The sequence below is a fragment of the Rahnella inusitata genome, assembly GCF_018288855.1.
Taxonomy (GTDB): Bacteria; Pseudomonadota; Gammaproteobacteria; order Enterobacterales; family Enterobacteriaceae; genus Rahnella; species Rahnella inusitata.
Genome location: NZ_CP065024.1, coordinates 538,828 through 551,965 on the forward strand (window position 1 = coordinate 538,828; position 13,138 = coordinate 551,965).

Annotated in this window: 10 protein-coding genes; 5 read left to right on the plus strand and 5 right to left on the minus strand. The window is 52.8% G+C overall.

The window, feature by feature from the left end; all coding sequences use genetic code 11:
• Positions 1 to 27: 27 nt before the first annotated feature.
• Together bcsQ and I2123_RS02490 are read right to left on the minus strand one after the other, a co-directional pair.
• Positions 28 to 831 carry a cellulose biosynthesis protein BcsQ gene (gene bcsQ, locus I2123_RS02485; protein ID WP_112167446.1) on the minus strand — a complete coding sequence of 268 codons (804 nt, stop codon included), beginning with the start codon at positions 829 to 831 and terminating at the stop codon, positions 28 to 30.
• On the minus strand, positions 822 to 1,586 hold the full coding sequence (locus tag I2123_RS02490; protein ID WP_112167447.1) for a cellulose biosynthesis protein BcsO: 765 nt from the start codon (positions 1,584 to 1,586) through the stop codon (positions 822 to 824). Before I2123_RS02490 ends, bcsQ begins: the two co-directional genes overlap by 10 nt.
• Positions 1,587 to 2,146: 560 nt before the next feature.
• On the opposite strand from I2123_RS02490, the gene hmsP reads away from it, so the two are divergent.
• The 3 genes from hmsP (at position 2,147) to I2123_RS02505 (ending at position 7,468) form a co-directional block, all read left to right on the plus strand.
• Complete coding sequence (hmsP, locus tag I2123_RS02495) at positions 2,147 to 4,129, plus strand: biofilm formation regulator HmsP (protein ID WP_213052454.1); 1,983 nt, start codon at positions 2,147 to 2,149, stop codon at positions 4,127 to 4,129.
• 224 nt (positions 4,130 to 4,353) lie between these two features.
• Positions 4,354 to 5,646, plus strand: a complete 1,293-nt coding sequence (locus I2123_RS02500) for a dicarboxylate/amino acid:cation symporter (protein WP_213051732.1) — start codon at positions 4,354 to 4,356, stop codon at positions 5,644 to 5,646.
• A 328-nt stretch (positions 5,647 to 5,974) separates the two neighbouring features.
• A complete protein-coding gene (locus I2123_RS02505) occupies positions 5,975 to 7,468 on the plus strand; it encodes a M16 family metallopeptidase (protein WP_213051733.1) in 1,494 nt (497 codons plus the stop codon).
• A 161-nt stretch (positions 7,469 to 7,629) separates the two neighbouring features.
• Here I2123_RS02505 and kdgK read toward each other — a convergent pair whose 3' ends face one another.
• A complete protein-coding gene (gene kdgK, locus I2123_RS02510; RefSeq protein ID WP_112167450.1) occupies positions 7,630 to 8,568 on the minus strand; it encodes a 2-dehydro-3-deoxygluconokinase in 939 nt (312 codons plus the stop codon).
• Positions 8,569 to 8,771: 203 nt separating this feature from the next.
• Positions 8,772 to 8,975: a 2-hydroxymuconate tautomerase family protein gene (locus I2123_RS02515; protein ID WP_112167451.1), complete on the minus strand. Its 204-nt coding sequence runs from the start codon at positions 8,973 to 8,975 to the stop codon at positions 8,772 to 8,774.
• Between the two features lie 284 nt (positions 8,976 to 9,259).
• On the opposite strand from I2123_RS02515, the gene pdeH reads away from it, so the two are divergent.
• Both pdeH and I2123_RS02525 read left to right on the plus strand, forming a co-directional pair.
• Positions 9,260 to 10,036 (plus strand): cyclic-guanylate-specific phosphodiesterase, encoded by a 777-nt coding sequence (pdeH, locus tag I2123_RS02520; protein WP_112167452.1) that lies wholly within the window; start codon positions 9,260 to 9,262, stop codon positions 10,034 to 10,036.
• Between the two features lie 212 nt (positions 10,037 to 10,248).
• Positions 10,249 to 12,303 carry an AsmA family protein gene (locus tag I2123_RS02525; protein ID WP_213051734.1) on the plus strand — a complete coding sequence of 685 codons (2,055 nt, stop codon included), beginning with the start codon at positions 10,249 to 10,251 and terminating at the stop codon, positions 12,301 to 12,303.
• Between the two features lie 40 nt (positions 12,304 to 12,343).
• Here I2123_RS02525 and I2123_RS02530 read toward each other — a convergent pair whose 3' ends face one another.
• Positions 12,344 to 13,108, minus strand: a complete 765-nt coding sequence (locus I2123_RS02530) for a CDP-diacylglycerol diphosphatase (protein WP_213051735.1) — start codon at positions 13,106 to 13,108, stop codon at positions 12,344 to 12,346.
• Positions 13,109 to 13,138: the final 30 nt, after the last annotated feature.

Consider the following 13,138-nt stretch of genomic DNA (forward strand, 5'->3'; position numbering starts at 1 on the left):
CTTTGGGATCGCTGTTATCAGTGACAGTTAATAACTGCCGGTTTTAGGCGCGGCGTGTAACTCACCATCACCGACTTTAATCCCTAAAATAGCGGCGACTTTTTTGCTGATCAGCTCAATATCAAACGCGGACGCGGATACCGGACTGAAATCAATAATAGAGCGCTGCGAGGCATTCGCCTCTGGCACACATTCATCCCTGTGGATTGTGCCTAATAATCTTTCATTCAAACGTTGTTCGAAGAATTGGGTGACGTCGCGACTTAATGTCCGGCGGGTGTCACTTTGATTTACTACGTAATATTCCCCTTTTTTATTATTCAGGGGCGTGCCAATTAATTTATTCTTTTCCATTAATGGCAATAAAGATAACGATGCCGTATCCGCCAGCATTACCACTACGTGTAAATCCGCAATACTTTGCACGGCTTTTAATGCCGGACTTGGACCGGGAGGGAAATCCGCGATAATAATTAAACCCGGATAATTTAGAACGGTATTTAATCCTCGCTGTAAAAAATGCGGATCGCTGGCTAACTGATGTTCAAATTCCAGTCGCTGATCTTCGCTCACTTCACCATACGGCAGAACAAAGGTGTTGGAACCGGCTTTGAGAATGAACTGGCTCCAGTCGGACTCATTACCTGAACCGGCAACAAAACCGCGGGTATCTGATATCGGCACACCGAAATGAAGGCGCAGGGCATTCTGCACATCAAAGTCGATGACCAATACTTTGCTGCCGCTACGGGCAAGCGAGTAGGCCAGGTTGGAGGCCACCGTGGTTTTTCCTACTCCACCTTTCGGTGAACAAACGCAAACTAACGGCATGAGGCAATCATCTCTAACAAAGGTTGAAGCGGTGTGTCGCGATGCAGATAAGCGCTGACAGGCTGCGGAGCCCGCTGTTTAAACATTTGTTTAAAGCGCTGTTCGCTATCCGCTGACGCCACGGGCGCGGGGGCCGGAGTATGTAATGGGGCTGAACGGGACGTCGGTGCTGGCGAGTGAACCGGTACGGTTGAGACCGGCGTAGCCGGTTGTGCGGGAGCGGCCGGGGCGACAGGCGGCTGACGCACGGTTTCAGGCATGGCTTTTCTCAGTGAATCGAGCAAACCCGAACCGCTGTCTGGTACCACAGACTGTGCGTGCAACGACGGCGTTGAGTGAACTGGCTGCGGCGCTGGCGCGGGGGCCGGATGAGCAGGCGCGGGCGGCAGTGTTTCACGCAGAGCATCCAGCAATCCAAAGCCCGCCGCCGGAGGAGAAACTTCCGAAGAACGTGGCTCGTCGTGCGTATGCGAGGCGTCGGTAAAGGGGGGCAAATGCTGTGCGTTCAGCGTTTCCTGTGCCGAAGACGGCGAGAACTCATCAGCAGAAATGGCCTGCGGCGTGGGCTGGGTGGAGCGCCCGCTGTCTAAAGGACCGCCGGGTGTCTGGCTGGCAGAAACCTGTTTTATTAACGTCCATTGATTCATTGAACCAGTAATAGATTCGCCGGTGGATTTATCATTAAGCTCTTTATAATCAAGCTCTTTAAGGTTGGTCTTATCCATAAAACGCTTAATGTCGTCATATTTATTCATATTATCCCGCCCGGTAGGATTATATTTGTGTGGGGATTATCTGGACGTCAAAACGGCCACACGAGAACCGCTAACAAAGAGTGTAAAAGGTTTAATTTTTTAGCGTTTTTTTTCGGGATAAGAATAATCTTAATATATCAGTTCTTTTACAGCATAGAGCACTTTTTACAAAAATTAGGAATTGCACCATAGAAAACATTACCCCTTTAACCCGCTGTCACAAAAGGTTTTTTATTTATTTGAGCTGAAACTTTCTGTTATGTGAGATGAAACCATTGTTTTTAGTGTGATGCACAGCACATTGATTCTATCAGAAGCGCTAAACTCAGAATTTTAATAACATCACAAATCATCGGGTTACTGTCGGGTGCAGGTTTTACGTCAGTAAAAACACATTAAGTCATTCTGTGATAAATGTTGCCTGGCAAAGACGTTGTTTTTTATAACCAAACGACCCTGTTTCGCCTCGAAATAACACGATATAAGGTATACTGCGCACAAATACTGTTCCTGATAAGGTACACGGAGCAAAACAGGTCGGCGGTTGATGGAGAACTATGTTGCGGGTCAGGCGTTCGTTAACAATCAAACAGATGGCAGCCGTGTCGAGCGTGGCTGCGATAACTATTTGTTTTTTTATCGTCATCCAGTTGTTTCACTTTGTGCAACAACGGAGGGATGATTACGCCCAGCAGCTTGAAAACATAGCACATTCTGTAAGGGAGCCCCTGTCTCAGGCGGTGTTGGATGTGGATCTGAATGAAACTCAGGACATCCTGAATACACTGCAACCGGTGGGGATCCTCAGCCGCGCGAAAGTCGTGATGCCTAATCAAATCGCCGCGTTGCACACCAACTTCCCGGCGGGTCGCCCGGTGCCACCGTGGATCTCCCGCGGGTTTAATCTGCCGGTGACTATTTCTGTTCCTCTTTATTCCGCTGCGGCCAGCCCTAAAGATCCGAAACCGCTGGCCTATCTGGTTTTGCAGGCTGACTCGTACCGGATGTACCAGTTTATTGTCAGCGCACTGTCGACCATGCTGACGACTTACCTGCTGCTGGCGCTGATCCTGACCATTTCACTGAGCTGGGTCATCAACCGGCTCATCGTCAAACCGCTGCGCACTATTGCCCGCGAGCTGGAGTCCCTGCCGGAAAGCGACGTGCCCTTTCATCAGCTAACCATGCCTTTGCTGCATGAAGATGATGAAATCGGAATGCTGGTGCGCAGCTACAACCGCAATCAGCAACAGCTACAAAAAATACAGCAACACATCAGTGACGCGCCGCCGCCCGCGCAAAACTGTGTCAGTAATGAAGAACAGTTTATGGCGCGTCTGCAACACAGGTTGCAGTCCACCGAGCCTGAAAAGGGCTTTCATCTGTTGCTAATCGGTATTGAAAGCCTGCGCGATGACGGTCATGTGGATTGCCCGCTGGTCTCTTCAATCATTGAGGCGCTTCCTGACCACTGCTTACTGGCGCGTCTAAGCTATAACGAATTTGCTTTGCTGGCGGGGGATATTGCCCGACCGTTTATGGCAATGCGCCTTGCCCGACAAATCATGGAGCGCATCAATGCCCCGCAGGAAAGCGATGCAGGCAATATGTCTCTGCATCCGACCGGCAGCATCGGGATAGTGCAGCATACCGGCGAATCCCCGGCGACCGCGCAGCAGCTGATGGTCAATGCCCGCGCCGCGCGCGTTTCGGCTTATCAGCAGGGTAAAAATCAAATCCTGTTCTTCGAGCCGGAATTAACGGAAAAGATTCAAAAGCGTTTGTTGCAGGAAAACGACATTCTGCACGCGATGGAACAAAATGATTTCACGCTGTTTATCCAGCCGCAGGTGAATATGCGCACCGGCGCGGTGGTCGGTGCTGAAGCACTGTTGCGTCGGAAAATGGCCGACGGCAGCTACGGTCTGGAAAGTGATTTCATCGTGCTGGCGGAAGAAATTGGCGTCATGAGTATGCTGGGCTACAAGATTCTTGAACTGGGCTGCGTGATCCTCGCGGACTGGCAGAGTCGTGGCATCAATTTACCGCTCTCGGTGAATCTGTCCGGTGTTCAGGTACAGCAGCGCAATTTCCTGCCTGAACTTCGCAGTCTGCTGAGCCGTTATAAAATCAATCCGGGGCAGCTGGTGCTGGAAATCACCGAAACCGCGCGCATCGACGATTTAGATCGCGCACTGCTGCTGCTGGGCGAATTGCGCGCCGTGGGCGTGTCGATCGAACTGGATGATTTTGGCCTCGGATATTCGGGTCTGGAATACCTGAACCGCCTGCGCTCGTTGCCGATCGATGTCATTAAAATCGACCGCAGCTTTGTCGGCGTTCTGCCGCAGGACGACGTCATGGTCAACATTGTGGCGTCCATCGCCCGAGCGATGAACATCCAGTTAGTGGCCGAAGGTGTCGAAACTGAAGCGCAACGCCAGTGGCTGCTTGAACAAAACATTCTGTTGGGCCAGGGCTATTTATTCTCTGCGCCGCTGTCAAAAGACCTCTTCGAACAAAAGTTTTGCCCCACTGAATAACCTGCCTCAGGGCAGGAATTCCCCTCCAGACCGTCACTTTTCGTACTTTTTTTACTTACTCTCCGTCTGCTGAATGCTTTCAGTTCTGTTTTTTCATGACCCGTCTTTTCGGGAGGAAACAAAATATTTCCATGATGTTGTGATGGTGTTACTTTTCGGCAGTCGCCCATTATCCGTACCCCTACAAAACAGAGGGCGATACTCTCACATCAGGATGGCTAGTCATGAAAATATCTCTCTTCAAAAGCCTGTATTTCCAGGTGCTTCTGGCAATAACCCTGGGTGTCCTGCTGGGACATTTCTACCCTGACCTCGGCGCGCAAATGAAACCGTTAGGTGACGGTTTTGTTAAATTGATCAAGATGATCATCGCGCCTGTCATCTTCTGTACGGTCGTCACCGGTATCGCCGGCATGGAAAGCATGAAAGCGGTCGGACGTACGGGAGCCATCGCGCTGCTGTATTTCGAAATTGTCAGCACTCTCGCACTGATTATCGGGCTGGTGATCGTCAATATCGTTCAGCCAGGTGCGGGAATGAACGTTGACCCGGCGGCGCTGGATGCTAAAGCGGTCGCAATCTACGCCGAACAGGCTCAAAGCCAGGGCATCATTCCGTTCCTGCTGGATGTCATTCCTTCGAGCGTAATCGGTGCCTTCGCCAGCGGGAATATCCTGCAGGTCTTACTGTTCGCCGTACTGTTTGGCTTTGCGCTGCACCGCCTTGGCCACAAAGGCCAGCTGATTTTCAACGTAATCGACAGTTTCTCGCAGGTCATTTTCGGTATCATTAATATGATCATGCGTCTGGCACCGCTGGGGGCATTCGGCGCGATGGCGTTCACCATCGGCAAATACGGCGTAGGTTCTCTGGTGCAACTCGGCCAGCTGATTCTGTGCTTCTACCTGACCTGCGTGCTGTTCGTGGTGGTCGTACTCGGGCTTATCGCGCGCTTCACCGGTTTCAGCATCTTCAAGTTTGTTAACTACATCAAAGAAGAACTGCTGATCGTGCTGGGGACATCTTCTTCTGAGTCGGCGCTGCCACGTATGCTGGATAAAATGGAGCGTCTGGGCTGTAAGAAGTCGGTGGTCGGGCTGGTGATCCCAACGGGATATTCCTTCAATCTCGACGGCACCTCGATTTACCTGACAATGGCGGCGGTCTTTATCGCGCAGGCCACCAATACCCACATGGATATCTGGCATCAGATCACCCTGATTGTGGTATTGCTGCTCTCCTCAAAAGGTGCGGCAGGCGTGACCGGCAGCGGGTTTATCGTTCTGGCGGCGACATTATCGGCAGTGGGGCATTTGCCGGTAGCGGGTCTGGCGCTGATTTTGGGCATCGACCGTTTCATGTCAGAAGCGCGTGCGCTGACCAATCTTGTGGGTAACGGCGTGGCAACTATTGTGGTCGCGAAGTGGTGCGGTCAGCTCGATGAAGGCCAGCTTAAGGCGACGTTGAACGGCCAGAAAGGCCTGACAGAAGCGGAGAAGTCAGCTTCAGGCGCTTAAACCTTTCCAAATAGCGGGTGATATCTGTGCATAAAACCCGCTCAAGGTTCCAAAAAACGCATTTAATTGGCCTCAATCCCCCCTAATATCCACCGTTTACTTGATGTAACCGGTGGATTATCTTCATAATATGCCTCTCAAACACCGCTCACTGCGGTATTTCCCAGAATATTTTCGTCGGGTGCGCGACATTGCGAAAAACCCGCGGTCTAACGAAGAGCCGCAATTTTTCGGCCTTTATTTTACGCATTCAGTTCCTGTGGGCGCGTCTTAAGACACCGGCAGGACAGCACTCTGATAATTAGATTGTCATTACGTAGGGGTTCACATGCAGGGCACCAAAATCCGTTTACTCATTGGTGGATTGCTGCTGGCAGCAGCGGCAAGTCATGTGCAGGCAGAAACATTACAACCCGACCCGGCCTGGCAGCAGGGGAAATTAGATAACGGGTTCACCTGGCAGCTTCTGACCACACCACAACGTCCGAGCGATCGCATTGAATTACGCCTGTTGGTACGCACCGGTTCGCTGGCAGAGTCTGCCCAACAGTCTGGCTACACCCATTTCCTCCCTCGTCTGGCATTAATGCACAGCGAAGGATTCAGCACGGCCCAACTCCAGTCTCTCTGGCAGCAGGGTATCAATCCGCAACGGCCATTACCGCCCGCCGTCAGCTCGTATGATTTCACCCTGTATAATCTGAGCCTGCCGAACAACCGTCCGGATTTGCTGAAAGACGCATTGAACTGGCTGGCGAACACGGCGGGGAAAATCTCGGTGACGCCTGCTTTGGTAAGCGCCGCCCGTCAGGAATCGCAGGATCCGGTGGGGGCATTGCCACAAGATACTCAGGACGCTTTCTGGCGTGCACGTATTACCGGCTCAACGCTGGTGGGACATAACCCTGACCAGTTACCGACTAAACCGGTCAATATCGATGCCCTGATCAAGTTTTATCATCAATGGTATACGCCGGACGTGATGACATTATTCGTGGTCGGCAACGTCGATGGCCGTACGCTGAATGAACAAATCAACCGTACTTTTTCACCGCTGAAGGGCAGCCGACAGACGCCGCAAACTTTGCCGACGCTCTCTGAGCTGACGACGAAATCCATGACGCTGATGGACGACAACCTGACGCAGGATCGTTTGTCATTAATGTGGGATAGCGCGTGGCAACCGATTCAGGATTCACAGGCTCTGGCTGCTTACTGGCGTAGCGATTTAGCCCGTGAAGCGTTGTTCTGGCATTTACATGAAGTGCTGAAAACCACATTCGAAAGTAAGAAAGACGCCACAACGCCCGCACCGGGATTAGGTTTTGACTGCAACGTTCAGTTCCAGCGCGCTCAGTGCTCTATCCGCATCGAAGCATCGCAGGCCAAACTTCCGGAGCTGTTTAAACGCCTTTCCGAAGAGCTACTGGTGATGCGTGATAAAGGCATCTCACAGGCAGAATTCGATGCGCTGATTGCCCAGAAAAACGATCAGCTGAGCAAACTTTTCGCCACCTACGCTCGCACCGACACCGACGTGCTGATGAGTCAGCGTTTGCGTTCACAGCAGAACGGCGTCGTGGACATTGCTCCGGAGCAGTATCAGCAATTGCGTCAACAGTTCCTTTCCACCCTGACGTTACCGGTGTTAAATCAGGAGCTGAAACAGCAATTGTCACGTGATCCGGCGTTAATTGTCGCGCAGCCGAAAGGCGAACCGGAGGTCAATGCCGGGGAGTTGCGGGCGATATACGATAAGATTATGGCTCCCGCTGAAGCCAGTCCGGCGGTGGAAGCCGCACCGACGGCAGCGGTGCAATAAGGGATTTCCTTATAAATCCCTTTTTAATCTGATCGAGAGTCATTCGGTTTTTCAGCAGCCGTTATCACATGACTTTCTGCGTCGAAACCTGGAAGAGGGGAAAAGCCTTTCCCCTCTGCACTCCCCACGCTTTTCAAACCTGCGCCCTGCTCAGTGTCGCCTTATGCCCGCTTCGGCATAAACTCCACCGGGATGATCGCCCCGCGATGCTGGATCACCGTGCTCGCTGTTTCATGTCCACGCATGGCCGCTTCCACCGCGCTTCCGCCTGTGAGCCTCACCGCGAGATATCCCGCGCTGAAAGAATCTCCGGCAGCGGTGGTATCGACGACTTTCTCTTTCGGCAGTTTCACCGCAGGCACATCATGCAGCTCGCCCTCGGCGCTGGAGACGATGCAGCTGTCAGCGCCGCGCTTCACTACTACTTCACTCACGCCAAGCGCGTGCGTGCGGGCAATCACTTCCTCGTAGGGCTTCTGGCCCCACAGCATGTCTTCGTCGTCGAGCGTCAGGAAGGCGATATCGGTACAGGAAAGCATGGCGTTGTAGGCCGATTGCGTCTGCTCTTTGCTGGCCCACAGACGTGGACGATAGTTATTATCGAAAATCACTTTGCCACCGCGTGAACGGCAGGCTTTCAGCAGGCTCATCAGGCGGTCGCGGCTTTCGTCGTTCAGAATAGCCAGACTGATGCCGCTCAGGTACAGATAATCGAATTGCGCCAGCTTCTGACAGATTTCTTCAGAGTGCGGGCTGTCCAGCCAGTAACGTGCGGCGGCGTCATTGCGCCAGTAGTAAAAGGTGCGCTCGCCAGTCTCATCCGTTTCAATCACGTACAGGCCAGGGAGCTTGTTATCCAGACGCTGGGTCAGATCGGTCTTAACCCCTTCCTTCTGCCACGCCTGCACCATTTCATTGCTGAAACTGTCGGTGCCGAGGGCGGTGACGTAATGCACGTTCAGCGCGTCGGGCGACACCTGACGGGCAATATAAACTGACGTGTTCAGCGTATCGCCACCAAAACCCCGGTTTAAAGCGTCGCCTTTTTGTGACAATTCGATCATGCATTCGCCGATAACGGCAATGTTTTTGCGAGTCATTGTACCTGGCCTATGTCTGAAGCATTAAAACGAAAGAGAAGAAAAGTCCGTCATTATTGCGCTCTAGTCTCTGCATAAGAATGCGGTCAGTCAATAAAATTAAAACGAGGTTTTATTTTTTACGAGGAAGATCGAAAAAAGCGTGCAAGTGAGGTGAAAGTGGAAGCCGCGCGGCTTCCACATCAGACATATAGAAAAGCGCGTTATTTGCTTTCTTTACGCAGTTCCGTCACCGGACGCCCGCCCAGCCCCCAGTTATCCGTGTCGATTTCATCGATGATTACCGTGGTGGTCGCTGGATTTTTGCCCAGTGTATCGACCAGTAATTGGGTCACGCCTGCGATCAGCGCTTTCTTCTGTTCGGCAGTCGCGCCATCGCGGGTGATTTTGATATTGACGTAAGGCATTTTTCTCTCCGAATCGGAACGTGCGGTTAATGAAGTGTTGCAGGGCTTCCAATGTAGAGCCTGCACAAAAGAACTTCCAGCGCCGGTTTACGGTTTTTTGTGCGGAAAAGTCGCAGGGAAATGCGGAGTGATTAAAGTTTCTGCGCGCTGCGCCGATAGATATCTCTACAAAAGAAAGCCAGGAAATCGAACTACTTTGTCGGCACGTCATACATTGTAGTCACGGAAGACATGTTGCCGCATGTCCCTGATTATCTGACTCTTATTCATGACGGCAGAAAAATATGATAACTAAGATGATGTTAGGGCTGATTACGCCTTCTTTTACCGCCCTTGAGCGCGTGAAAGCACAGTCTTACTGGCGTCAATGTCAGAGAGTGTACCGTTTTCAGCCCATTTACCGTACAACTGGAAAATTACTGGGCATTGAATTGCTGACCGGCGTTTTCCATCCCGGGGAACCGCAGAAATTTATTTCGCCTGAGCATTATTTTGTCGCGATAGCGGTAGGTAAACGCCTGCAAATCGTGCAGGAACAGCTCGACCTTTTGCAGCGCTGGCAGCGGTTGTTTATCGATAACGGCCTGCTGGCGTCGATCAACGTCGACGGTCAGGTGCTGGAGATGTTGCAGTCCGAATCATCGCTGCGCGCACAAATCAGCGCGATGCCATATGTACGGTTTGAACTGGTCGAAAGTGCCGAAAATGCGCTGAGTATTCCGCTTTCGCAAATAGAACAGTCTGATCGCCTTTGGCTGGATGATTTTGGCCAGGGTATCGCCAACTTTTCTTCTTTCACGACCTGGCATTATGAGTACATCAAAATTGCCCGCGACCTGTTTATTCTGCTGTGTCAGAGCGAAGAGGGCTCGCGCCTGTTTTACACGCTGGTGACGCTCATGAACCGCTACAGCAAAGGCGTGATTATTGAAGGCGTGGAAACCGCCGCAGAGTGGGCAATGGTGTGTAAATCTGACGCGTTAGCCGCTCAGGGATACTATCTGGCGCGCCCGGCGACGTTTGACGGCCTCGACAACCTGCCAATACATTTCGAAGGATAATGAATCACACCAAACTTAGCTCAGGCAAGTCTCAAAATGCCGGGTGAGTTGCACTGGTGTGATACATTCCCATCACCTTGATTTTACGTGATTTATACTCAATCCCACCCTCCGTATGGTCCCGTCGCCTTTGTGTCGTTTCAGGCAAGCTATGTCGAATTCAACTATGTTTAAACTCTGGAATTCGTTAACTGTCTGAAAGGAACCCGTTTATGACGCGCACAGGTAAGGTGATCTCGTGGATTGCAGGCGTGATTATCATTCTGCTGGTCGCCATCGTCATTTTCATTGCGATGTTCGACTGGAATCGCCTCAAACCCACTATCAACCAAAAAGTCAGCACCGAGCTTAACCGGACGTTCGCCATCCGTGGCGATTTGGGTGTGGACTGGTCTCGTCAGAAGGATGAGGCAGGCTGGCGCGCGTGGGTGCCGTGGCCGCATATTCACGCCGAAGACATTGTGCTGGGTAACCCTCCCGACGTTCAGGGCGGCGAGAAAGACGCGCAGATGGTGAAACTTGCCCGCGTCGACGCCAGCATTGCGCCGCTCGCGCTGCTGCACAAAGAAGTGCTGATCCCGCGCATCTGGCTGAAACAGCCTGACGCCTCGCTCTTGCGTTTAGCCAACGGCAAAAATAACTGGACGTTCAATCTCGCCAACAGCGACAAGAAAGACCCGGCGCAGCCGCCGTCAGCCTGGTCGTTCACGCTTAACGATATCGTTTTTGATCGCGGACAGATTGATTACAAAGACGCTCAAATGAAAGCCGATTTCCGCGCAGTGATTGACCCGCTGGGCAAACCGCTGCCGTTTACCGAAGTCATGGGCGATAAGAAAGACGCGCCGAAAACTAAAACGCCGCCGTTCGTGTTTGGCTGGAAAGTGGATGGCAAATACAAGGGTGAATCGCTCTCAGGCAGCGGGAAAATCGGCGGCATGTTAGCGCTGAAAGACGCCGATGCGCTGTTCCCGTTGCAGGCTGATGTGCGCTCGGGTAATACCCGCGTGGCCGTCGCCGGAACGCTTCAGGATCCGATGAACCTCGGTGGTCTGGATTTACGTTTGAAATTCTCAGGCCAGACATTGTCTGATTTGTACGGCCTGACCGGTGTCCTGTTACCGCAAACGCCACCGTATTCTACCGACGGCCATTTATCGGCGACGTTACACGATAAAAACGGCGCAATTTACCGTTATCAGAACTTTAACGGGGAAATTGGCGACAGTGACATCCACGGCTCCCTGACCTATCAGGCCAGTAAACCGCGGCCAAAACTGACCGGTGAAGTGGTGTCTAAACAGCTGCGCTTTGCCGATCTGGCGCCGCTTATCGGTGCTGATTCCAATAAAGACAAAGCCAAACGCGGTGAGACGACGCGTCAGCCTGCGGACAAAGTCCTGCCGGTGGAGAAATTCGACACGAAAAGCTGGGGGGCGATGGATGCTGACGTGAAGTTCAGCGCGAAACGCATCGAGCATGGCGAATCCCTGCCGCTAAGCGACCTGAGCACGCATCTGAAACTCAATAATGGTGAAATCCTGCTCGATCCGCTGCGTTTTGGCGTCGCGGGCGGAAGCCTCAATTCGACTATTCGTCTGGAAGGGGATAAATCGCCGATGCGTGCGCGTGCCGATCTGCACGCCCGTCATTTAAAACTGAAACAGCTGCTGCCGAAAATGGAGTCGATGGAGCGCAGTCTGGGCGATCTGAACGGTGATGCGACGCTGACCGGCACCGGTAACTCTGTCGCGGCGCTGCTGGGCAGCAGCAACGGTGACATGAAAATCCTGATAAATGACGGCGTCATCAGCCGCAGCCTGATGGAACTGGCCGGGCTGAACGTCGGGAATTATCTGGTCGGGAAGCTGTTCGGCGATGATGAAGTGGCGATCAACTGCGCTGCCGCCAATGTGAATATCAAAAACGGTCTGGTCACGCCGCGTCTGTTCGTATTCGATACCGAGAATGCTGTGATCACTATCACCGGCAGCACCAACATGGCGACCGAGCGTCTGGATCTCACCATCGACCCGGAAAGTAAGGGGTTGCGTGTCCTGACCCTGCGCTCGCCGCTGTACGTGCGCGGCACCTATAAAAATCCGGATGCTGGTGTCAAACCGGGGCCGCTCATTGCCCGTGGCGCCGCCGCTGTCGCGTTAGGCGCTGTCGTGGCACCTGCCGCCGCGCTGCTCGCGCTGATCTCGCCGAGCGATAGCGCAGAAAACCAGTGCGGCCCGATATTGCAGCAGATGAAGGAGAAATAATATTCAGCTCCTCCTCTGTGCAGGGGAGGAGTTTTCATCATTAAGGGCGTGGGTTCAGCACCTTACAGTCATGATCCTGGATTTCTTCGGTTGAAGCGTTGTTCAGTTTCAGCAGGTCGCGTTCGCTGGCGAGCAGCAGAAAATCGCCGCCTTGCAGGCTGACCATCGCCATACCGAAGTGTCCCATCTTTTTATCAGCCTCCGGCACACCTTCGGCCAGAATGCGGAAAGCGCCCCTCTGATTCAGTTCAGCAGGGGTGACTTTGCGTGCCAGATAGGTGTGGCCGAGCAGCTTGTCAGGCAGTTCCTGCCAGTCATATCCCATCGCCGCGCCGTCTTTGATAAGCCGGTTTTTCACCTCTGGCAACAGGCACGAAATATGAATGTGCAGTTGGTTCTGTGAACGCCCGTACTGAGAATTGATTGCCAATGAGACATTGCTGTCATCAATCGGTTTGCCGTACTTTTCCGCCATGTAATGCCGTGCGGCCCACGCCTGACTAAAGAAGTTTGGTGTGGCCGGCTCCAGCAGCGCCGGGCTTTCCATTCCGGTGATGCGCGCTGTGGGCATCAGCAAATATTGCAGCGGGCCGTTCATGTCTTTGAGCACCACAAATCCCTGTTGTTCATCGACCTGCGCACAGGGCGCGGGCTTGCCGTTGCTCTGCTGATTCGGCAGGCATTTTTGGCTGATGATATTCCACAGGGCGTTGGGATTAGAGCTGTGAGGCCAGAAGTACCAGAGGGCGGCGGCAATCACGATAAGCAGGAGCAGGACAGGCAGGATCAATCGTCGTAAGCGCATAAGAAACCTTCGCAGAAGGCACCGTACCGG

What these genes read in the sequence shown, in the direction of transcription:
- bcsQ (WP_112167446.1), bottom strand. Translation starts at nt 831, where the DNA reads ATGCCGTTAGTTTGCGTTTGTTCACCGAAAGGTGGAGTAGGAAAAACC.
- I2123_RS02490 (WP_112167447.1), bottom strand. Translation starts at nt 1,586, where the DNA reads ATGAATAAATATGACGACATTAAGCGTTTTATGGATAAGACCAACCTT.
- I2123_RS02500 (WP_213051732.1), top strand. Translation starts at nt 4,354, where the DNA reads ATGAAAATATCTCTCTTCAAAAGCCTGTATTTCCAGGTGCTTCTGGCA.
- I2123_RS02505 (WP_213051733.1), top strand. Translation starts at nt 5,975, where the DNA reads ATGCAGGGCACCAAAATCCGTTTACTCATTGGTGGATTGCTGCTGGCA.
- kdgK (WP_112167450.1), bottom strand. Translation starts at nt 8,568, where the DNA reads ATGACTCGCAAAAACATTGCCGTTATCGGCGAATGCATGATCGAATTG.
- I2123_RS02515 (WP_112167451.1), bottom strand. Translation starts at nt 8,975, where the DNA reads ATGCCTTACGTCAATATCAAAATCACCCGCGATGGCGCGACTGCCGAA.
- pdeH (WP_112167452.1), top strand. Translation starts at nt 9,260, where the DNA reads ATGATAACTAAGATGATGTTAGGGCTGATTACGCCTTCTTTTACCGCC.
- I2123_RS02525 (WP_213051734.1), top strand. Translation starts at nt 10,249, where the DNA reads ATGACGCGCACAGGTAAGGTGATCTCGTGGATTGCAGGCGTGATTATC.
- I2123_RS02530 (WP_213051735.1), bottom strand. Translation starts at nt 13,108, where the DNA reads ATGCGCTTACGACGATTGATCCTGCCTGTCCTGCTCCTGCTTATCGTG.